The sequence below is a fragment of the Halomonas sp. NO4 genome, from assembly GCF_010994375.1.
Taxonomy (GTDB): Bacteria; Pseudomonadota; Gammaproteobacteria; order Pseudomonadales; family Halomonadaceae; genus Halomonas.
On record NZ_WHMA01000008.1, the window covers coordinates 1 to 20,472 of the forward strand.

Here is a 20,472-nt window from a genome sequence, read left to right on the forward strand (position 1 = left end):
CCGGCCCGCTCGAGCCCGGCGCACAGGGCCGGGTGGCGCGCCGCCAGCGCCGCCTCGTGCTCGGCCGCCGGCCCCGTGGCGAGGCTCTCGCCGCTGCCCCACAGCACCCCGCCGGGATGCAGGTCGAGGCGTGCCGCGCGCTCGACCAGGCTGTCGTCGAGCGCGGCCACGGCAAACTGGCTCGCGGTGCCGTCGAGCATGGCGACATCGCCCGGCAGCAGACGGTTCCAGCTGCCCTCCCCCAGACGGCTCGCCAGCAGCTCGTTGAACAGAAAGCTGCGCGCCGTGGAGAGCAGCATGCCGTGGCGGTCGTCGCGCTTGCGCCAGCCTCGTGCCAGCAGCGCCGCCGCCCGCGCCAGGTTGCGCCCCTCGGCACCGAAACGCTGCGGGCCGAAGGCATTGGGTACCCCCTGCTCACGCAGCCGCGCCCAGCGCGCCTCGAGCTGGATATCTTCGACCGCCGCCCCGCTCACCACCAGGGCAAAGCGATTGGCGCGGTGCACCCCGCGCTTGAGCTTGCGCGGGTGGCGCGCCTGGGCCAGCACGCGGATGCCGCGGCCCGCCAGCGTCTCGACGAGCCCCTCGGGCGCCTCGCGCCCCGGCAACTGCACGGAGAGCCACTGGCGGGTCACGGCGAAGCGGTCCTTCATGCCCGAGTAGCCGATGGCACGAGCCATCACGCCACAGGCGCGGGCCAATTCGCGCACCGCGTCGAGGGTGGCGAGCTCCCGCGTCTCGACCCACAGCCAGAGGTGCTCGCCCTCGCCTTCCGGGGCGAAGTCGAGGCACTCCTCGACCACGAAATCCTCGGGACTGGCGCGATAGTCGCCGGGTGGCGGCGGCCCGAACTCGGCATCCAACGCACGGGGCCAGGCCGGTGGCCAGGCCTGAGCCATGTCGAACGTCACGTGGCGCGTCTCGCTCACCGGCCACCCTCCGCTGCCCCGGAGGCAGCGTAGCGTTCCAGCAGCACCACCGCCTCGGCGGCGATGCCCTCGCCACGGCCGGTGAAGCCCAGCCGCTCGCTGGTCGTCGCCTTGACGTTGACGGCAGCGCGCGCCACGCCGAGGTCGGCGGCGATGGCCTCGACCATGGCGCCGACGTGCGGTGCCAGCTTGGGGGCCTGGGCAATCACGGTGGCATCCAGGTTACCCACGCGGTAGCCGGCATCAACAACCAGCGCCACTACCCGGCGCAGCAGCTCACGGCTGTCAGCCCCGGCCCAGGCCTGGTCGGTATCGGGGAAATGGCGGCCGATATCTCCCAGCGCCACGGCGCCCAGCAGGGCGTCGCAGACCGCGTGGAGCAGCACGTCGCCGTCGGAGTGAGCGACGAAGCCCTGCGCGAAGGGGATGGCAACGCCGCCGATCATCAGGTGGTCGCCCTCGCCGAAGCGGTGCACGTCGAAGCCGTGACCGATACGCATCATCTCAGGGTGCCTCCCGGGTCATGCTGTCCCCGAGTGACGGCTCGGCCTGCTGGGCGGCGAAAATCCGCTCGGCGAGCGCCAGGTCCTCGGGATGGGTGATCTTGAGGTTGTCGCGTCGCCCCGCCACCAGGCAGGGCGAGAAACCCAGCGCCTCCACGGCCGAGGCCTCGTCGGTGACGCTGTTGCGGCTGTCGCGCGCGGCTTCCAGCGCCCGGCGTAGCAGGCCGTAACGGAAGCCTTGCGGTGTCAGCGCATGCCACAGGCCGTCGCGCGGCTCGGTGACCGCTACCCGGCCGGTGCCATCGTCGCGCTTCATGGTGTCGGCCACCGGGGCGGCAAGCAGCCCGCCCACCGGTTCGTCGGCAAGCCGGTCGAACAGCCGGCGCAGGTCCGCCACGCTGACGCAGGGTCGGGCGACATCGTGCACCAGCACCAGGTCCTCATCCGCCGCGGTGTCGGCAATGGCCGCCAGCGCGTTGGCCACGGAGTCGGCACGTTCAGCACCGCCGGGCACCCGGCGCCAGCAGGCGAAGGGCACCCAGGCGGCATCGAAGTACTCGTCGTCCGGATCGAGACAGAGGCACAACCTGGCCATCGGAAACGCGGCATGCAGTCGTGCCAGGGTGTGGGCCATCACCGGCTGGCCGGCCAGATCGAGGTACTGTTTGGGACGCTCGGCACCCATGCGCCGCCCACGTCCCGCCGCGGGCACCACCAGCCACAGCCTCTCACTCATCGACGGCTCCCGAGGCTCGCGGCGCCGGTTCCATCACGGCATTGGCGTGGCCTGCCAGGCTATCGCTCACCACGGCAACACCGGGCACCCAGTAGAAGCGCTCATCGCTACGCACCATGCCGATGTCGCTGCGGGCGCGCTCCTCGATGGCATCGAGCCCGGTCTTGAGGTCCAGCACCTCGGCGGCCAGCCGCGCATTGCGGTCGCGCAGCGGCTGATTGGCGGCGTCCAGCGTCTCGACGCGCTCGCGGATCTGGCCCAGCTCGCGAACGCCGCCGTCACCGAACCACAGCCGGTACTGCAGCAGCGCGAGCAGCAGGAGCAGCGCCATGGCCAACCACTTGAGCATCGACACCTTCCGTCATGACCTCAGGATGGCGGGCATTATGCCACTGAGGCCCATGCCGGGGCGAGGCAGTCGCGATAAAACGCCAGCACCTCTCCCCGTACCTATCGCGAAAGCAAAGACCGGGTTGAACAAGCCATAGCGCGCCCCAGGCTGGAACTGCCCCAACCGAACGTCAACGGGCCGCATTGCAGCGGCCCGTTGTTTGTGCCCCGGGGGCAGGGTCAGAACTGCAAAGGCATGCGGAAGGTCAGGCTGATATCCGAGGCATCGTCGGTGAGCCCCACACCCAAGCTCGTAACAATAGAGGTGCTGTCGCTCAGGGCATAGGTACCACCCAGGCTCAGCACGCCCACATTGGCATCGCTGCCAACGACTTTTCTAGTAACGCCACCGCGAGTTGTTTCCGACTGCTGGATATATTCATGAGAGTAGGATAGCGACAGGCTGAAACTCTCATTCAGGGCAAAGGCGGTCCCAAACCCGGCGCGAATGGTATCACCCAGCTTTACATCACCAGGCTGATCACCATCAGAAGCGGATATATCGTCGAAACTTTCTTCAAAGTTGTAGGTATATCCCAAGTTGGCGAAGACGATCGCCGGATCCAGGGTCTTGAGAAACGAAACGCCCGTATTAACACCCCAGACACCGTTCCCGGTCGGAAGCTCGTCTGGAACATTGAGATTTTCATTTGATCCGGGCACTGAACGCAGGGCAATGCCATAAGGATCTGTTCCTGTTGGCGCTCTTATTCCAAAGTTCCAGACCAGATCCGGCCGCTCTGCTGTTTCCGGCAAGAGTCGATAGGAAAGTGAAAGACTGATATCACCTATGCCTGCCTCATCCACAGATGACTCAATATTGGCCTCGGTAGACCCACCCGCTCCTATCGATTGATAGGTACTGCTGCGGTAGACAAAGGGCAGATTTACCCCAACCTCTATCCGATCAGTTATCCCATAGCGAGTATTGAAATCGAAGGTGGTGATATGACTTTCTACTGAGTCCAGATTAATCTCGCCCAGAAAGATGGCATCAAGCGCCAAGAAACCTCGCAAAGCCAGCTGCGAGCGATCCGAGTAGGAGTAGTTGATCCCCGGCTCGATGGTCAACCGATCGGAAAAGAGCGCATGCTCTTCGCGAAAGACATTCTCGACGCTCTGGCTGGGACGCGCTTCGCGAACCACCTCGCCTTCTTCTCCGGCCCTCTCGCCGGTGGTCTGTGCCTGGACTGACGATACCCCGCCAAGGGTTGCCGCCGCGATGGAAATGTACAAGAGCGATACTTTATCCCGCATGAATGACCTCGTTTTGTCCACACGATATTCCTTGTGCCAGCGGCACCCTCGACAATCAGCATCAAGCCGTGTCATAGCTGACACGGCTTGAGGATTCAAGCGTCATCAAACCCTAGGGGAGTGTAGACCAGCACGGCGTTGATGCGTAAGTGGATCAGCGCCTGAGTTGCCGCACCGACTCAACGGCGCTGCGCATGCCGGGCACATCGCCATTGGCGCCGCGCTGTCCCATATAGAGCTGTAGCCGCGTCAGGTTACGCACCTGCTGCAGGTCGCTGGTCAGCTGGATCGACTGACGCAGCCCCTGGCTCGGCACGATGGCCTGCTTGGCGCTACCCATCCCCGGTACATCGAGGGACACGTCCATCCCTTGCGGCCCGTGGCTGACCGACACCCGCGTGCCAGACGGCAGGCGCCGTTCGAGATCGTCACGATTGGTGCTACCCCCCCCCTGGTAAGCTGATGCATCGAGGACGTCGATCTGCAAATCATTAGCAGCAGTATTGAAATCCCCAGCTGCCTGGATGGTCTGAACCACGCCGCGGGCATTGCCGGTACCGGCATCGATCACGGTAGCACCATTGCCTTGCCGGATGCTGGAAGCCAACTCCTCGCTCGAGAACGTGGTGATTCGAGGCTCGAATGTCACCTTGGGGATGCTCCCTCTAATGTCACCCACCAGGTTCCCTTGCGCTATCAGATGCTCACCGTGAGAGGTGCGCCACTCACTGGTCACCTGCACACCGAAGAACATCAGTTTTCCCTTGTCAACGAACCGACCGCGCTGTTGGCCAAGTTCCGAATCACTGAGTTCGCGGCCCGATTGGAAATCCGAAAAGTCCGATACGGCGGCATGCACCGCCGGCGCGGTGAGGCTCATCACTCCAGCAGCCATCAGCGATGTCACGCTCACCTTTCTGCAGCTCTGTTTCCACCCTTGCTTGAACATGGTCATTGCCCTCTGGTCGGCTGGCCATTCTGCTGCGCATTGGCGTCAGAAGAGCTCGGCGTGCCGAAATCCGAAATCGAGCAGTTTCTGTTGAGGTACCGGCGCAAAGACATCCCGCATGCGATGCGCCGTCAGCGGCTGCCGTGGATCGAGCAGCACGGTGCTGCGATCGAATCCGTCACCGACGACGGCAAAGATGATGTTGTTCCAGGCTTCCATGAAGTCGTCGCGATCCATCACCCGGTTACCCAGCGCCGGGTCGCCGACATAGACCCGATCACCACTGGCCTTCTTCATGACCACAAAGTGCTTGTAGCCATCGAGGTCCAGCAGCACGATGACGGGGATCGATACCTCGTCAAGGGTAGCCGGCGTCACCTCATACCCGCGGCCACGGTATCCCAGCCTCTCCACGTAGTTCTTGAGATCCAGCAGCGAGAACCCCTGCTGGCGAACCAGCTCGGGATCAGACACTTCAAGCATGCCGGCCAGGACACTTTCCTCCGTCACCGAAGGCAACTGGTAGGCATACTTGAGAATGGTTGCCAGAGAAGCCGCTCCACAGGAAAAATCCGTGCGCTGCTCGACGAGGTTCTCGTATCGGCGCTCACGGATTGACTGAACATCCTTCTTGATCACGGTTCCCGGCATGACATTACCCAGGCTGACACTGGCAGCCTGAGCATCGAAAATTATCAAGGAGAGCCCTATTACCATCCACGGTAGCCAGTGACGATAAGGTGGCTTCATGACTTACTCCTTGGCCAATATGCAAGAAACAGCCTTGGCTTGAAACACCCGGCCTGCAGAAGCAGGCCGGGAATTCAATGAGACATCGTATTGATATCTCGACGATCCACTATCACTCGCCACCACCATTACCACCACCGTTGCCACCACCTGAAGCGGAAGCAATGGCCAGGGAGTTACGCTGCAGATTGTTGGAACCGGCCGCCACGTTGACGCCGATATTGCCACTGGCGCCGCGCAGGGAGTTACCGCCTAGGCTGGCATCGTTGCTGTGGAATTCATAAACCACGACATGAGCCGGCATTTCACCGCTGATGGTCCCTTCCAAGGTAGTATCGCCGGCCGCCATGAAGGCCAGTGCCCCGCCATCTCCATTCAGATCACTACCTCCCTGGGTAGCGGTATCCAGATCAAAGTGGCCGGTTGAGGTACCGCCAGTATGGCTGGAGCCTGACCACATATCAGGATAAACGTTGCCGATCTGGTCCATAGCTAGACCACTAGCATCGATGTTGAATGATGCATCGACTGCGCGGGACTGTACCTCATTACGGCTATGCAGCGCATTGTTGGTGTAATTGTTGTATGCGGTCTGCACACCGCCGGTGGTCGCATCGGCAGACCCGCTAGAGGTATTGGCGGAAGCTGCCAGCGAGTTCTGCTGTGCGTTGCCAACCCCAGCTGCGGCATTGACACCAATATTGCCGGTGGCATTTTGCAGTGAATTACCTCCAAGGCGAGCACTGTTCGGACTACCATAGTTGGCAACAATGTTATTAGAGGATGATTGGGCCGAGAAGGCAGCAGCCTGGCCAAAGACCTCTTCAGCATCTGATGCAGAGAGCGCGGCATCGTTGGCCTGGCTGTTGTTGTCACCGGCTGCCACGTTGACACCCACATTGCCAGAAGAGCCGCGCAGGGAATTACCACCTAAGGATGCATTGTTCTCAGATGCATTATTTTCCACTGAATTATAGTTATTAAGCTGCTTACTATCGACAGTCGCACCGGAATAGTTATCCGCGAAATCGACCGTAAATACAGCAGTATAAAAATTCTTGTACGTATCTGAATCGTGAGTCACCTCCACATCGATCTTGTTATCAAACTTCGAATCAATGTAGCTGTCGGTATCAAACGTGTTGTTTCCGCCTCGGACTTCAGCCAGCGCGTAGGGCGCTGCCATCAGTGCAGCGATTGCGATTGCCAGCGGAGCTTTATGGAACGTTTTCATGATCTTTCTCCTGAATGAACCGAAATGTTCTCTTACTGCTGATTTGCGATCACGCTACTGCCCCAGCGCCATATTCAAACGGAAGCTGTTGCTGGTAGCGTTCCCCGTGCCGGCTGACTGGTTGACCTGGATGACACCCCGGGACCCCTCGAAGGTCGTGCTATCGATCTCGACCTTGTTCTGGTTTGCTCCCGGACTGCCATCGGCACCGCTCAGCCCCTGCTGATCGGCCATCACCTGCTGCAACATGGTGTCGTTGAGGTTGCTGGCCGATATGCCCAGAGCCACACTGAAGGTGTTGCTCTGCACATTCCCTTGGCCCGCCGCCTGGTTGATCGACATCCAACCTTCGGACTGTCGAAAGGCGCGGTCCTGAATCTTGACGCTATCTCTCTGGTTGGCGAGCTTCTCGCCGATTACCGCCTGCTGAAAAAGCGAGTTGGCGGCACTGGCGACATTGCCGATAGCAATACCGCCGCTATTGCTTTGTAAATTACCGTCCCCGGCAGCCATGTTCGTAGTGCTGACACCACTGATCAGGCTCAATGCACTTCCCCCCAGGACCGTACTGTTGCGAACGCCCATCGAATCCTGGGCGATTGTGGAATGCACACCGGCCACTAACAGACAGCCACCGATCAGCGTGGCGAGGCATGTTCTCCGAGCATGATTTCTGTCGATCATGCTGCTGACCACCTGTTGTTTTCTGTACATTGCCATCATTATTTTTGCCCCGTGAGTGGTGAAAGCGCATTACCAATGGTCCCGGATATGCCGGAGGTAACAGCGCCGACACTTCCCCCTGCGTTACCGCCGCCTACACTGCCACTTACCGCTCGGCTGACGCTGCTGCCATTGGACATGGCTCCACGAGAGACAGCCCTTTCCGTTCCTAGCATGCTGTGCAAGCTGCCGATGGGGCCTTGCACACTGCTGCGAATGCCCGAAGCGCGATCATCACTCAAGGCGATGGCCTGGATACCGAGCACATTCTGCCGTTCTGCCAGGCCTCCGTTTCGTGCATTGACTTTGGATACGATAGGGCCGGAGTGACGATCGACTTGGCCTGCCGGAACCGCTTCCACGCGACGCAGAATGACCACATCCCCGGGCTCGACTCCTGGTCTGAGCCGATGGTTCTCATCGGCCTCGGCGTAGCTGGCGATGGTGGCGACGCCCATCATCAGGACCGAACACAGCGCTGCTCGTGTCATCAGGGCTTTTCGGCCTTGTCCAATACGCACCCTGTTCATGGCTACTGCCCCCGCCGCGTGGTCACGCTGGTACTCTGCTGATTACCAAACCCTGTCGAGACAGACTGCCCCGCTCCCTTGTTTCCGCTGCTCGAGCCACCCGCCGGCTGCTCATCCCAGAGAATGACGAAGTCTTTACTGTGGTTTTCGATATCGCCTGCGTGGGCGAAACGTCCACGAATCGAGGCCAAGTCTCCGTCTTCCAGACTCACCATCGATGTCTGTGGGGAGGAACCGAAAACGCTGGCTCCCACCGTTGCCTCAGCAACCTCTTCTGCCTGTGCTGACTGAAGCCCCATCGTGGTAGCCACGACTAACCCGGCCAGCATCACCCCACACCTGAAAGACGGGCGATTCTGAGAGCTAGCACCAAGCTCATGAGCCTCACTCGCGCGGCGACCGCGGTGGTCGCTTGGGTGCCGCTGGGTCGTCAGTCGCTGGTGCATGGCGGGCTCTCCGTTACTTTTTGAAACTCTTGTTTACGTATAAGATAGCAATCGCCGTGCCAACTTATATGTAGTTGATTTTTATATATTTAATCGGATATGAAAAAACGCCAAGTGTTAACTTAATGAAACCGTCTCGTCACCAAACAGGCGGCGGGTGCTGGATTTGTAGGGCTATGTCACCAAAGATCAGCATCTTATGTAACTTCGTGTATCATTGTCACAAGGTTGAACGCACTCATGCCAAAGACGAAGCGACTGACACACAAAAACGCCTGTCCAGGGGGCAGACAGGCGTTCAAGGAGGTGGGGAGGAAAAGTGTAAACCGCCGTGAGCGCTCAGCGGCCCGGCAGTAGGCGTCGGGGGGCGCGCTGCTCAGCGCCGAAGCGTGCTACGTGCTACGGCGCCGCGAAAGGCGGGGTTGGCGCCGACTCACCGGCTCAAACCGCGTGCCGACTCGATGGCGCTGCGTACGCCTGGCACATCGGCATGGGCACCACGCTGTCCCATATAGAGCTGCAGGCGCGTGAGGTTGCGTACCTTTTGCAGGTCGCTGGTCAGTTGAATCGATTGACGTAGCCCCTGGCTCGGCTCGATAGCTTGCTTGGCGCTTCCCATTCCCGGCACATCGAGCGACACCCCGACACCTTGCGACCCACTGCTGACCGACACCCGGGTGCCGGAGGGCAAACGCCGTTCGAGGGAGCCACTGTTGCCGGCGGCTCCCCCTTCGTACGCGGAAGCATCGAGGACGTCGATCTGCAAGTCGTTGGCAGCCGTATTGAAATCCCCGGCAGCCTGGATCGTTTGAACCACGCCACGCGCGTTACCCGTGCCGGCGTCAACCACCGTTGCGCCATTGCCGGTGAGCGCATCTGCGGCGGCAGAATCCGCCGTCACCGTGGTGATCCGTGGCTCGAAGGAAACGTTGGGCGTCTCCCCTCTGAGATCCCCCACCAGATGGCCCTGGGCCCTCAAATGCTCTCCGTGGGAGGTCTGCCATTCGCTGGTGACCTGCACCCCGAAGAACATCAGGCTGCCCTTGTCAACGAAACGACCTCGCTGCTGCGCGAGCTCGGAATCACTGAGTTCACGACTTGACGAAAAGTCGTTGAAATTGGATACGTCGGCTTGCGTCACCGGTACCGTCAGGCCAGCCGTAGTGAGACCCAACAAGGCCGCGACGCTAGCCTTTCTGCAGTTACGTTTCCACCCTTGCTTGAACATGATTGTGACCCTCTGGTCGACCCGCTCTTCTGTTCGTCGCCTGGCCTCAGAAGAGCTCCGCATGTCGAAAACCGAAATCAAGCAGTTTTTGCCGGGGTACCGGCGAAAAGACGTCCTGCATGCGATGCGCCGTCAGGGGTTGACGAGGCTCGAGCAGCACCGTGCTGCGATCGAAGCCGTCACCGACCACCGCAAAGATGATGCTGTTCCAGGCCTCCATGAACTCATCCCGGTCCATGACACGGTTGCCCAGTGCCGGATCACCGACATAGACACGATCCCCACTGGCCTTCTTCATGACCACGAAGTGCTTGTAGCCATCGAGATCCAACAGCACGATTACCGGGATCGAGACTTCCTCCAGGGTTTCCGGCGTCACTTCATACCCCCGGCCGCGATAACCCAGGGTTTCCACATAGTTCTTGAGATCCAGCAATGAGAAGCCCTGCTGGCGAACCATCTCGGGATCGGCCACTTCCAGCATGCCTGCCAGTACGCTCTCTTCGGTTACAGATGGACGCTGGTAGGCATACTTGAGAATGGTCGCGAGCGAAGCCGCCCCACAGGAAAAATCCGTGTTCTGCTCGACGAGGTTCTCGTAGCGACGCTCGCGGATGGACTGGACATCTTTTTCCACCACCGTTCCGGACATGACATTACCCAGACGCATACTGGCCGCCTGAGCATCGAGAAGCGGGAGCAAGAGCCCCAGGAGTAGTGACCCTAGCGCAAACTGCTGGCGGGTTGGCATGACCGACTCCTCGACTCACTCTCGTCAGTTGATGGAAAGCCCGGCCTGCCGAAGCAGGCCGGGATTGCAGTACAGCATCACGATGATGCCGAGCACAGGCGAGCCGGATCAGTTGTCACCTGTGCTGGACGAGGCGATGGAGAGGGAGTTGCGTTGCAGGTTGTTGGTCCCTGCTGCCACGTTGGCACCGATGTTGCCGCTGGCACCGCTCAGCGCACTGCCGTTCAGGGAAGCGTCGTTATGACGGTCGGTATAGGTCAGCCCTGATGTGGGGACCTCACCGCTGACGGTCATTTCGAGCTCAGAGTCTTCGGTGCCCTGGAAGGCCAGCTCCTCCAGTTCTCCAACGTGATCTTGATTGCTTGAGTCTCTTGTTCCTTGATCGTCGTAGATCGGGATATCAACAGAGTCCTGCTGCTCCATGGCCAGGTCGCTGGTATCCAGCGTCACGTCCAGGTCGACCTCGGCGGTTCCACCCGTCTCACGGATCGCTGGCCCGTTACCGGTGGTATTGCCATAGGTTGACTGAACGCCAGCCGAGGTGGCATTGGCATCGCCGGAGGCGCTGTTACTTGAAACCGCCAGCGAGTTCTGCTGGGCGTTACCGACACCGGCGGCCACGTTGGCAGCGATATTACCGGCGGCATTCTGCAGCGAGTTGCCACCCAGCTGTGCCGTATTAGAGCTTCCAATGTTGTTTACCATATTGCCGGAAGCCGACTGGGCGGAGTAGGCTTCGGCTTGGCCGAATACCTCTGCAGCGTCCGAAGTGGCCAGTGCCGCATCGTTGGCCTGGCTGTTGCTGTCACCGGCTGCCACGTTGGCACCGATGTTGCCCGAGGAGCCGCTCAATGAATCGCCGCCCATCGTTGCGTCGTTCTCCGAGCCATCATTGGTAACGGTATTGCCATCGATCAGCTGCTTGCTGTCCACCGTGGCACCGGCGTAATTGTCCGCAACACTCAACGTGAACACGTTGGTATAGAAGTCACTGTCGCTGTTGGTTTCATGTTCGATATCCACATCAATGTAGTTGTCGAGATCCGAATTGATGGTGCTGTCGGTATCGAACTTGTTGCCGCCTTCATCAGCCAGCGCATAGGGCGCGACCATGAGGGTGGCGACGGCAATGGCAAGCGGAGTCTTGTGGAACGTCTTCATGGTTTTCCTCCTGGATGAACCGGATCGTTCGGATTCCTGCATTGCGATTACGCTACTCTCCCAGTGCCATGTTCATGCGGAAGCTGTTGCGAGTAGCGTTTCCCGTACCGGCTGACTGGTTGACCTGAATGACCCCTTGCGCCCCCTCGAAGGTCGAATCCTCGACCTCGATGCGTTGGGAGGCATTGTCCGGGCCGTCTTCGGTCCCATTCAGCCCCTGCTGATCGGCAAGCACACTCTGCAACGTGCTGTCGCTGAGGCTGCTGGCCGATATGCCCAGAGCCACCGTGAAGGTGTTGCTCTGCACATTCCCGAGGCCCGCCGCCTGGTTGATCGACATCAACCCTTCTGCTTGTCGAAAGGCGCGGTCCTCAATGCTGACGTTATCCTGGCGATCATCGAAGCTTGTCTCGATGCGTGACTGTTGCTGTAGCGCGTTGGCCGTGGCGGCGACATCGCCGATAGAGATGGCACCACTGTTCACCTGCAGGTTGCCATCGCCTGCTGCCAGGTTGGTGGCGCTGATCCCGGCAATCTCGCTGAGTGCACTACCGCCCAATACGCTGCCGTTGTGGATGTCTGGCTCGCCCTGCGCCGCGGCGACTTGCATGCCGACGACCAGCAGGGAAATACTGCTCATGGCTTTGATAACGGCGCTTTTATCGCGATGCTTGGTACACATGGCTATTTCCCCAGCTGGATGGTGAGGCTAGTATCCTGTCGATTGTCGCCTCCCATAGAACGGGACTTCACGGTGCGTCTGTCCCCTTTCGAGGCCCCCTTACCACGCTCATCCCAGAGAATGACGAAGCCGCCTCTTTGCTCTTCACCTTCAAGGTTGTCGTCGACGTAACGTCCCACAACCCTTTCAAGATCCCGATCGCCGAGACTCGTCATCTGCGGCAGACCAGCCAGCCCGACAAATCCAGGCTCCACGGTTGTGGGATACCCCTGTTCTGCCCCCTTCCCATGAGCGACCTGCTGACCATTCGGGAGAGTCACCCCGCCCAGAAGCCCCATCAGCAAAGCGGCATACAGCGCACGCTTCCTACTGACTCGCATGACTTCGCTCATTCGCTTAGCTGTCACAATTCGCTGGGGTCGATTCATCAGGTTCATGGTGACACCTGCTCATTTTCCCGTAGCTGGTTCTTGCCCTTAGGGGAGCAATCGGCATGCCAAAATGCAACCTATTGATTTTAATGATTAAACGCACTTATTTAATATAAGGGACCGTTAACCGGATGTACCAGTAAGGCTCATCCATTTAGATGAGACAGGCAGGTGAAACTGAATAATGACGCAAAATCAGTCAATTACAGGCAGAAAAGGCCGAGCGGTACAAGTATGAAAATAAACCCACTAAAACATCACCGAGAGCTGATAGCAGGCATGAAAAAGCCTGGCAGAAGGCCTGCCAGGCTAATAGGAGGCATATCCTAACAAATACTGAACAAGCGAACCGGTAAAAAGGTTGGGACGTCGCTGTTCACAGCTCAAGGGGCGATATTGTGCTTCTCCTTCAACCGGTAAATGGTGACATGCGAGACTCCCAGCTCCTTGGCCGCCGGTCGGACCTTGTTGTGGTTGCGCCCCAGCGCGGCAACCACGGCGTCTCGCTCGGCCTTCTCCTTGGCCTGCTCCAGCGACATGACATGGCGCGGGACCTCTCTCCGTTCGAGCCCCAGGTCAACCGGCTGGATAAGGCGCTTCTCGCACATCACCATGGCACGCCGAATTCGGTTGATCAGCTCGCGAATATTGCCCGGCCAATGATACTGGCGCATCACCACCAGCGCCTCCCGGGAAAAGCCTTTGAGCCGGGCGGTCTTCTCGTCCGAAAAACGTTCGAAGAAGTAACGCGCCAGGATTTCGATATCTTCCGGGTGCTCGCGAAGTGCCGGCACCCGGACATGCAGGACATTCAGTCGATGATAGAGGTCCTCCCGAAAGCGCCCTTCCGCGACCGCTGCCGCAAGATCCACGTGGGTGGCGGCGACGATACGGACATCAACCGGGACATCCTCCAAGCCGCCGACACGCTGGATGCTCTGGGTCTCGAGCACACGCAGCAAGTTGACCTGAAGGTCCAGCGGCAGATCGCCGATCTCATCCAGGAACAGGGTGCCACCCTGAGATGCTTCTATCCGTCCGATCTTGCGCTGAACGGCCCCGGTGAAGGCGCCCTTCTCGTGGCCGAAGAGTTCGGACTGGATCAGGTGTTCCGGCAAAGCCCCGCAATTGACGGTGTGGAAGGGGGAATCGGCACGCGATGAGCGCTCATGGATGGCTTGTGCTGTCAGCTCCTTACCCGTTCCCGACTCGCCGCCGACCAAAACCGGGGCCTCCACGGCCGCCACCTTGCGGATGGTATCGAACAGCGAGCGCATGACCGGGCTGGTTCCAACCATCTCGTACTCTTCCAGGTCGGACGGTGCGATGGCGCCACTCTGCCCATGCGCGGCATCGTCGTGTCGCAGCACCGACAGGGAAATGGCATGGCGCATCAGGCAGTCAAGCTCTGACAAGTCGATGGTCGGCTTCACCACCGCATGGCACAGCGTGGCGACCAGCCGTCGCCTGCCGGCTTCCTTGACGGTCTCGGCAGGCGCGACCACCAGCCAAGGCCAGCGACTCTCGAGCAGCATCGCTTCCAGTTGCAGCAGATCGGCATCCGGCATGCCCGCCAACTGGACGATGCCGACGCCATACGCCATCTCATCCGGCAGGCGGCACTTCGAAAACGGCGGCGACAGACGATGCACCTGCCACCCCAGGGCCTCAAGCCGTTCTCGCAGTCGATTCGTCGCCTCTTGCTCGCCCTCTACCAGCCAACAATGTCGTTCCATAGCCATTCCCTCACTCCTTGTCGGCGGTAACTGTATTGTCAGCTCAAGGCAGCTTTCTGGTGCCAGTCATAATGGGAAGGTCATCAGACCAAGCCCCTAGACCAGCCTGCGTTATCTCTTGCCAAGACAATCAAAATCGTAATCGTCTGGATCAGCGGTCAGTGTAGCAATCCCGGGCTAGCCCTTCCGAAAAGGCAGCGCCCGCTCAGCGGCTCGGCAGTAGGCTTCGACGTGAGCCCGCTCCTCAGCGCAGAAGCGTGCCACGGCGTCGCGGAAGGCGGGGTCGGCAATATGGTGCAGCGAGCGCAGCCGCCGCGGGGCGAAGCCGCGTGTCACCTTGTGCTCGCCCTGGGTGCCGGGGTCGAAGGTGGTGAGGCCGCGCTCGAGGCAGTGCTCGATGCCCTGGTAGTAGCACGCCTCGAAGTGCAGCGAGTCGGCCACTACCTCGCTGCCCCAGTAGCGGCCGTAGAGGGTGCGCGTGCCCTGCAGGCACAGGGCCGCTGCCACCGGCTGCCCCTCGAGACGGGCCTGGATCAGCACCAGGGCCTCGGGCATGGCGGCGTGCAGGCGACGGAAGAAGTCGAGAGAGAGGTAGCCGTGACGCCCGCGCTCCAGGTAGGTGATCTCGTAGCAGCGGAAGAAATGTGCCAGCGCGGCCGCGTCGATGGCCTCGCCAGCCAGGCGATGCAGGGTCAGCCCCTGCTCGGCGACCAGGCGGCGCTCGCGACGGATCGCCTTGCGCCGCTTCGAGGTCATGGCCGCCAGGAAGCCATCGAAGTCGCCGAAGCCGGCGTCGCGCCACTGGAACTGCACGCCGTGGCGTACCAGCAGGTTGGGGCGGGCGGCGAGCCAGGCGTCCACCTCGGCGTCATCGGCAAAGAGCAGATGCCAACTGGAAAGGGCACCATGCTCCCAGGCGCCGGCCAGCACGTCGCGGGCGGCGAACGGATCGATACCCGGCGCCAGCGCCAGGCGTGGCCCCGGCACCGGGCTGAAGGGAATGGCGCTGAGCCCCTTGGGGTAGTAGTCACCGCCGGCGCGCTCCCAGGCATCGGCCCAGGACCAGTCGAAGACGTATTCGCCGAAGGAGTGATGCTTGCGGTAGTGCGGCATTGCACCGACCAGGGTATCGCCCTGCCACAGCGTCAGGTGGCGCGGCACCCAGCCGGTAGCCGGGCTCACCGCTCCGCTTGCCTCCAGGGCATGCAGGAACTCGTGGCGCAGGAAAGGATGGTCGTCGTCGACCAGGGCGTTCCACGCCGCCGCCGAGACCGCTTGGATGGCGTCCAACTCCTTTAAGACCAGTTCGGGCATGGGCTCTCCTGGCGCGAATGACGCATGGCACGCCGGCTCTTCTGTGTGGGAGGCCGGTTTACCGGCGGTTCGACGCTTCGACGAAGGCGCCGAAAGGCGCCCGGCGGTTGCCGCTTTGGCAGCGCTGTGCGCTGCTTCGCGAGCTAAAGCTCCCTCCCACTACTCTCTGCCCACCCAAGGGCAGTAGAACCTGCTGTGGGAGGCCGGCTTCGCCGGGCGAAGGCGCCGCAGGCGCCCTTGTCGGGGCGGTGCAGCTGACAAGCGGCCGGCAAACGGCCTACATTGTGCCCAGACCACCCCCGCCCCTTCCATCATCGTCACACAGGGAGACGTGAATGGCCGATGCCCGCCAGCTGCAGGCGCGCTTCGATGCGCAGCGCCAAGCCTTCCGTACCGAGCCGTATCCTACCCTGGCCACGCGACGCGACCGCCTCGCGCGTCTGGACGAAATGACGCATCACCATCGCCAGGAGGTCGCCCAGGCGATCCGCCAGGACTTCGGCTACCGCGCCGAGACGGAAACCCGGCTGGCGGAAATCGCCACCCTGCGCCAGGCGGTGCGTCACGCCCGTCGTCATCTCAAGCGTTGGATGAAGCCGCGCCGCGCGAGCGTGCCCTGGCGGCTCCAGCCCGGCCGGGCCCGGGTGCACCGCCAGCCGCTCGGGGTGGTGGGCATCATTGCCCCGGCCAACTACCCCTGGAACCTGGCGATGCTGCCGGCCGTCGACGCCCTGGCCGCCGGCAACCGGGTGATGATCAAGCCCAGCGAGCACACCCCGACCACCAGCGAGCTGATGGCGCGGCTCGCCAAGCGCTACTTTGCCGCCGACGAGCTCGTCGTGGTAACCGGCGAAGTGGAAACCGCCCGCGCCTTCGCGGCGTTGCCCTTCGACCACCTGCTGTTCACCGGCAGCGCTGCCACCGGCCGCAAGGTGGCACAAGCCGCCGCCGCCAACCTGACCCCCGTCACCCTGGAACACGGCGGCAAGTCCCCGGCCCTGGTGTGCGCGGATGCCAACCTGGAGAAGGCCGCCGAGCGTATCGCCTTCGGCAAGTGGCTCAATGCCGGCCAGACCTGCATCGCCCCCGACTACGTGCTCGTCGACCAGCCGCGGCTCGGCGCCTTCGTCGACGCCCTCGAACGCGCGGTAACGCGCTTTTATCCCCAAGGGCCGGCCGGCGACGACTACAGCGCCATCCTCGGCGATTCGCAGCGGGAGCGACTGGCTGCCATGCTGGAAGAGGCCCGGGATCACGGCTGCCGGGTCATCCCGCTGGGCGAGACGGTGGAGTTGCGCGAGAGCGCCAAGCTGCCGCCGACCCTGGTGATCGACCCTACGGCCGGGCTGACGCTGATGCGCGAGGAGATCTTCGGCCCCTGGCTGCCGATCATCGGTGTGGACGACCTTGGCACGGCACTGGCGTTCATCCAGGCCAGGCCGCGACCGCTGGCGCTCTACGCCTTCACCGACGATGACGCGGCGCGCCAGCGGCTGCTGACCGAGACCCACTCCGGGGGCGTGGTGTTCAACGACACCCTGTGGCACAACGCCGTGCCCGCGCTGCCCTTCGGCGGCGTCGGGGAAAGCGGCATGGGCGCCTACCACGGCGAGGCGGGGTTCCGCCGCTTCAGCCTGGAGCGCAGTGTCTTCATCCAGGCGCGCCGCAACGCCGCGGGGCTGCTCAACCCGCCCTACCGTCGGTGGCTGCTGAAGCTCCTTGGCCTATGAGGTAATAAAACTACAAATTTACCCAGCATTCCCGTAGTCTTGGTCCAAGATACGGCAATATTTTTGGTAAGATTACCGAAATGACACGTCCGCACACGAGGTAACGCCATGGCCAGCACGACCCCTGCCCTCAACGCCACCGTCGCCGCCGTCACCCAGCGCATCCGCGACCGTTCCGCCCAGCGCCGCGCCCTCTACGAGCAGCGCATGGCCGACCAGCACAAGCGCGGCGTGCATCGCGGCGAGCTCTCCTGCGGCAACCTGGCCCACGGCTTCGCCGCCTGCGGCGAGACGGACAAGAACCAGCTCAAGCTGATGAACTCGGCCAACCTGGGGATCATCTCCTCTTACAACGACATGCTCTCCGCCCACCAGCCGCTGGAGACCTTCCCCGCCGCCATCAAGGAGGCGGCGCGCGCCATGGGTTCCACCGCCCAGTTCGCCGGCGGCGTGCCCGCCATGTGCGACGGGGTCACCCAGGGTCAGCCGGGCATGGAGCTGTCGCTGTTCTCCCGCGACGTGATCGCCATGGCCACCGCGGTGGGGCTCTCCCACAACATGTTCGACGCCGCCCTGTATCTCGGCGTGTGCGACAAGATCGTGCCGGGGCTGTTCATCGCCGCCGCGCGCTTCGGCCATCTGCCGGCGATGTTCGTGCCTGCCGGGCCCATGCCCAGCGGCCTGCCCAACAAGGAGAAGGCGCGCATCCGCCAGCTCTTCGCCGAGGGCAAGGCGAGCCGCGAGGACCTGCTGGAGGCCGAATCGCAGTCCTACCACAGCCCCGGCACCTGCACCTTCTACGGCACCGCCAACTCCAACCAGCTGATGATGGAGATGATGGGCCTGCACCTGCCGGGCACCTCCTTCGTCAACCCCGGCACCGAGATGCGCGAGGCGCTGACCCGCTTTGCCACCGAGCAGACGATCCGCAACACCGAACCGGGCGGCGAGTACCGTCCCTTCTTCAAGCAGATCGACGAGCGCGCCATCGTCAACGCCGTGGTCGGACTGCTCGCCTCGGGCGGCTCCACCAACCACACCATGCACCTGGTGGCCATGGCCGCCGCCGCCGGCCTGACGCTGACCTGGGAGGATTTCACCGACCTTTCGGCGGTGACCCCGAGCCTGATGCAGGTCTATCCCAACGGTCAGGCGGACATCAATCATTTCCAGGCCGCCGGCGGCATGAGCTACCTGTTCCGCGAGCTGATCGGCGCCGGTCTGATCCACACCGACATCCCCACGGTGTTCGGCACCGACATGACCGCCTACACCCAGGAACCCTTCCTCGAGGAGGGCCGGCTGGTGTGGCGCGAGGGGCCCACCGAGAGTCTCGACACCGAGGTGCTGCGCGGCGTTGCCGAGCCTTTCGCACCCACCGGCGGGCTCACCGTGCTCGATGGCAACCTGGGCCGCGGGGTGATCAAGGTCTCGTCGGTGGCCGAGGCGCACCGCGTGGTCGAGGCGCCGGTGATGCTCTTCGAGGACCAGAACGAGCTCAAGGCAGCCTTCGAGGCCGGCGAGCTCGACCGCGACGTCATCGCCGTGGTGCGCTTCCAGGGGCCCAAGGCCAACGGCATGCCCGAGTTGCACAAGCTCACCCCCTACCTGGGCGTGCTGCAGGATCGCGGCCACAAGGTGGCGCTGGTCACCGACGGGCGCATGTCGGGCGCCTCGGGCAAGGTGCCGGCGGCCATCCACATCAGCCCCGAGGCGCTGGACGGCGGGCCGCTGGCCCGGCTGCGCGACGGCGACATCGTGCGCCTGGACGCCAACGCCGGCACCCTGGAGGCCAGGGTGGACGCCCAGGCATGGGCCGAACGCGAGCTTCACGTCGCCAATCTCGACCACTACCACGTGGGGCTGGGCCGCGAACTGTTCGGCGGCTTCCGCCATCTGGCGATGCGTGGCGAGGAGGGCGCCGGCGTGTTCGGCGGCTTCGAGGCCGATGATCTGGCGCGCCAGGAGGGGCAGATCCACGACGAGGACGCCTGATGACCCGTCCGGCCCTGATCGGCGACATTGGAGGAACCAACGCGCGTTTCGCGCTGGTGACCCCGGGTGCCTTCGTACCCCGCGACGTCCTGAGCCTGCCCTGCGCCGACTACCCGGGCCTCGTCGAGGCGGTGACCGACTACCTGACGCGAGTGGGTGCCGTGGACGAGGCCGCTCCACGCGAGGCCTGCCTGGCCTTTGCCTGCCCGATTCGCGGTGACCGCGTGAGCATGACCAACAACGCCTGGTCCTTCTCCCGGGGCGAGGCGCAGCAGGCCCTGGGGGTCACGCGCTTCAAGGCGATCAACGACTTCACCGCCCAGGCGCTGGGCGTGCCCCACGTGGTCGACGCCGACCTGGTCACGATCCAGCCCGGCGAGGCCGTACCGCAGGCGACCCGCCTGGTGATCGGCCCCGGCACCGGCCTGGGCGTGGCCGGCCTCTATCCCGGCCGCCACGCCTGGGTCGTGCTGCCCACCGAAGGCGGCCACGTCACCTTCGCCCCCACCGACGAGCGCGAGCAGAACCTGCTGCGCCACTTTCGCAACCGCTACGGCCGGGTCTCGGTAGAGCGGATCCTCTCCGGCCAGGGCCTTCACGACCTCTACCTGGCCCACTGCTCGCTGAAGGGCGCCAACCCGCGCTGCCACGGCCCGGCCGAGGTGACCGAGGCCGCCGCAAGCGGCGACGGCGTGGCCCGTGATACCCTGCTGCGCTTTCTCAAGATTCTCGGCGAGGTGTGCGGCGATGCCGCCCTGATGCTGGGCGCCCGCGGCGGCGTCTACCTGTGCGGCGGCATCCTGCCGCGCCTGGTCGACTGGCTGCCCAAGAGCCGCTTCTGCGAGGCATTCGCTGCCAAGGGACGGCTGAGCGGCTACACCGCCGCCATCCCCGTCCAGCTGGTCACCGCCGCCTGGCCGGGGCTGCTGGGCGCTGCCGAGGCACTCCACAATGAAGAAGTCGAATGAATCGACGGAAGAGGTCGAGTGACTCGACGAAG

The 20,472-nt window shown here is 62.8% G+C and carries 20 protein-coding genes; 3 read left to right on the forward strand and 17 right to left on the reverse strand.

Translation table 11 applies throughout. The features are described 5' to 3' along the window. The 17 genes from truD to FEF15_RS08105 form a co-directional block, all read right to left on the reverse strand. The coding region (truD, locus tag FEF15_RS08025; protein ID WP_163558780.1) for a tRNA pseudouridine(13) synthase TruD at nucleotides 1–896 on the reverse strand (896 nt) is incomplete at its 3' end. Between the two features lie 26 nt (nucleotides 897–922). After that, nucleotides 923–1,426, reverse strand: a complete 504-nt coding sequence (gene ispF / locus FEF15_RS08030) for a 2-C-methyl-D-erythritol 2,4-cyclodiphosphate synthase (protein ID WP_163558781.1) — start codon at nucleotides 1,424–1,426, stop codon at nucleotides 923–925. Nucleotides 1,427–1,430: 4 nt separating this feature from the next. Beyond that, entirely contained in the window at nucleotides 1,431–2,165 is a 735-nt protein-coding gene (gene ispD, locus FEF15_RS08035) for a 2-C-methyl-D-erythritol 4-phosphate cytidylyltransferase (protein WP_163558639.1), read from the reverse strand. Continuing rightward, nucleotides 2,158–2,514, reverse strand: a complete 357-nt coding sequence (gene ftsB, locus FEF15_RS08040) for a cell division protein FtsB (protein ID WP_163558640.1) — start codon at nucleotides 2,512–2,514, stop codon at nucleotides 2,158–2,160. The genes ispD and ftsB overlap by 8 nt, the downstream gene beginning before the upstream one ends. A 221-nt stretch (nucleotides 2,515–2,735) precedes the next feature. Then, a complete protein-coding gene (locus FEF15_RS08045; RefSeq protein WP_163558641.1) occupies nucleotides 2,736–3,812 on the reverse strand; it encodes a transporter in 1,077 nt (358 codons plus the stop codon). 154 nt (nucleotides 3,813–3,966) lie between these two features. Continuing rightward, a complete protein-coding gene (locus FEF15_RS08050; RefSeq protein ID WP_163558642.1) occupies nucleotides 3,967–4,767 on the reverse strand; it encodes a hypothetical protein in 801 nt (266 codons plus the stop codon). Between the two features lie 39 nt (nucleotides 4,768–4,806). Next, nucleotides 4,807–5,511, reverse strand: a complete 705-nt coding sequence (locus FEF15_RS08055; protein WP_163558643.1) for a C39 family peptidase — start codon at nucleotides 5,509–5,511, stop codon at nucleotides 4,807–4,809. A 112-nt stretch (nucleotides 5,512–5,623) separates the two neighbouring features. Further along, nucleotides 5,624–6,745, reverse strand: a complete 1,122-nt coding sequence (locus tag FEF15_RS08060) for a hypothetical protein (protein ID WP_163558644.1) — start codon at nucleotides 6,743–6,745, stop codon at nucleotides 5,624–5,626. Nucleotides 6,746–6,799: 54 nt separating this feature from the next. After that, nucleotides 6,800–7,429, reverse strand: coding sequence for a hypothetical protein (locus FEF15_RS08065; RefSeq protein ID WP_163558645.1), 630 nt, complete (start codon nucleotides 7,427–7,429; stop codon nucleotides 6,800–6,802). Nucleotides 7,430–7,467: 38 nt separating this feature from the next. After that, entirely contained in the window at nucleotides 7,468–7,998 is a 531-nt protein-coding gene (locus FEF15_RS08070; protein WP_163558646.1) for a hypothetical protein, read from the reverse strand. A gap of 879 nt (nucleotides 7,999–8,877) precedes the next feature. Continuing rightward, the gene (locus FEF15_RS08075; protein WP_163558647.1) at nucleotides 8,878–9,672 is read right to left on the reverse strand and encodes a hypothetical protein; all 795 of its coding nucleotides are present in this window, start codon (nucleotides 9,670–9,672) and stop codon (nucleotides 8,878–8,880) included. Between the two features lie 46 nt (nucleotides 9,673–9,718). Continuing rightward, nucleotides 9,719–10,423 (reverse strand): C39 family peptidase, encoded by a 705-nt coding sequence (locus FEF15_RS08080; protein ID WP_163558648.1) that lies wholly within the window; start codon nucleotides 10,421–10,423, stop codon nucleotides 9,719–9,721. A 108-nt stretch (nucleotides 10,424–10,531) separates the two neighbouring features. Beyond that, on the reverse strand, nucleotides 10,532–11,584 hold the full coding sequence (locus FEF15_RS08085) for a hypothetical protein (protein ID WP_163558649.1): 1,053 nt from the start codon (nucleotides 11,582–11,584) through the stop codon (nucleotides 10,532–10,534). Nucleotides 11,585–11,636: 52 nt separating this feature from the next. After that, nucleotides 11,637–12,266, reverse strand: coding sequence for a hypothetical protein (locus FEF15_RS08090; protein ID WP_163558650.1), 630 nt, complete (start codon nucleotides 12,264–12,266; stop codon nucleotides 11,637–11,639). Between the two features lie 2 nt (nucleotides 12,267–12,268). Further along, the gene (locus FEF15_RS08095; protein ID WP_163558651.1) at nucleotides 12,269–12,703 is read right to left on the reverse strand and encodes a hypothetical protein; all 435 of its coding nucleotides are present in this window, start codon (nucleotides 12,701–12,703) and stop codon (nucleotides 12,269–12,271) included. A 377-nt stretch (nucleotides 12,704–13,080) separates the two neighbouring features. After that, entirely contained in the window at nucleotides 13,081–14,439 is a 1,359-nt protein-coding gene (locus FEF15_RS08100; RefSeq protein ID WP_240454111.1) for a sigma-54 dependent transcriptional regulator, read from the reverse strand. A 171-nt stretch (nucleotides 14,440–14,610) separates the two neighbouring features. After that, entirely contained in the window at nucleotides 14,611–15,747 is a 1,137-nt protein-coding gene (locus tag FEF15_RS08105; RefSeq protein WP_163558652.1) for a GNAT family N-acetyltransferase, read from the reverse strand. Nucleotides 15,748–16,082: 335 nt separating this feature from the next. Here FEF15_RS08105 and FEF15_RS08110 point away from each other — a divergent pair, with 335 nt between their 5' ends. The 3 genes from FEF15_RS08110 to glk all read left to right on the forward strand — a co-directional run bounded on the left by FEF15_RS08110 (nucleotide 16,083) and on the right by glk (nucleotide 20,440). Next, entirely contained in the window at nucleotides 16,083–17,477 is a 1,395-nt protein-coding gene (locus tag FEF15_RS08110; protein ID WP_163558653.1) for a coniferyl aldehyde dehydrogenase, read from the forward strand. A gap of 108 nt (nucleotides 17,478–17,585) precedes the next feature. Then, nucleotides 17,586–19,472, forward strand: coding sequence for a phosphogluconate dehydratase (gene edd, locus FEF15_RS08115; RefSeq protein ID WP_163558654.1), 1,887 nt, complete (start codon nucleotides 17,586–17,588; stop codon nucleotides 19,470–19,472). Beyond that, nucleotides 19,472–20,440, forward strand: a complete 969-nt coding sequence (gene glk / locus FEF15_RS08120; protein ID WP_163558655.1) for a glucokinase — start codon at nucleotides 19,472–19,474, stop codon at nucleotides 20,438–20,440. The genes edd and glk overlap by 1 nt, the downstream gene beginning before the upstream one ends. The last annotated feature ends 32 nt before the right edge of the window (nucleotides 20,441–20,472 follow it).

Coding starts and splice junctions, on each gene's coding strand:
- FEF15_RS08085 (WP_163558649.1), bottom strand. CDS start 11,584: ATGAAGACGTTCCACAAGACTCCGCTTGCCATTGCCGTCGCCACCCTC.
- FEF15_RS08050 (WP_163558642.1), bottom strand. CDS start 4,767: ATGACCATGTTCAAGCAAGGGTGGAAACAGAGCTGCAGAAAGGTGAGC.
- FEF15_RS08070 (WP_163558646.1), bottom strand. CDS start 7,998: ATGAACAGGGTGCGTATTGGACAAGGCCGAAAAGCCCTGATGACACGA.
- FEF15_RS08095 (WP_163558651.1), bottom strand. CDS start 12,703: ATGAACCTGATGAATCGACCCCAGCGAATTGTGACAGCTAAGCGAATG.
- edd (WP_163558654.1), top strand. CDS start 17,586: ATGGCCAGCACGACCCCTGCCCTCAACGCCACCGTCGCCGCCGTCACC.
- FEF15_RS08100 (WP_240454111.1), bottom strand. CDS start 14,439: ATGGCTATGGAACGACATTGTTGGCTGGTAGAGGGCGAGCAAGAGGCG.
- FEF15_RS08055 (WP_163558643.1), bottom strand. CDS start 5,511: ATGAAGCCACCTTATCGTCACTGGCTACCGTGGATGGTAATAGGGCTC.
- FEF15_RS08110 (WP_163558653.1), top strand. CDS start 16,083: ATGGCCGATGCCCGCCAGCTGCAGGCGCGCTTCGATGCGCAGCGCCAA.
- FEF15_RS08060 (WP_163558644.1), bottom strand. CDS start 6,745: ATGAAAACGTTCCATAAAGCTCCGCTGGCAATCGCAATCGCTGCACTG.
- FEF15_RS08075 (WP_163558647.1), bottom strand. CDS start 9,672: ATGTTCAAGCAAGGGTGGAAACGTAACTGCAGAAAGGCTAGCGTCGCG.
- FEF15_RS08105 (WP_163558652.1), bottom strand. CDS start 15,747: ATGCCCGAACTGGTCTTAAAGGAGTTGGACGCCATCCAAGCGGTCTCG.
- FEF15_RS08045 (WP_163558641.1), bottom strand. CDS start 3,812: ATGCGGGATAAAGTATCGCTCTTGTACATTTCCATCGCGGCGGCAACC.
- FEF15_RS08065 (WP_163558645.1), bottom strand. CDS start 7,429: ATGATCGACAGAAATCATGCTCGGAGAACATGCCTCGCCACGCTGATC.
- ispD (WP_163558639.1), bottom strand. CDS start 2,165: ATGAGTGAGAGGCTGTGGCTGGTGGTGCCCGCGGCGGGACGTGGGCGG.
- glk (WP_163558655.1), top strand. CDS start 19,472: ATGACCCGTCCGGCCCTGATCGGCGACATTGGAGGAACCAACGCGCGT.
- ftsB (WP_163558640.1), bottom strand. CDS start 2,514: ATGCTCAAGTGGTTGGCCATGGCGCTGCTCCTGCTGCTCGCGCTGCTG.
- ispF (WP_163558781.1), bottom strand. CDS start 1,426: ATGCGTATCGGTCACGGCTTCGACGTGCACCGCTTCGGCGAGGGCGAC.
- FEF15_RS08080 (WP_163558648.1), bottom strand. CDS start 10,423: ATGCCAACCCGCCAGCAGTTTGCGCTAGGGTCACTACTCCTGGGGCTC.
- FEF15_RS08090 (WP_163558650.1), bottom strand. CDS start 12,266: ATGTGTACCAAGCATCGCGATAAAAGCGCCGTTATCAAAGCCATGAGC.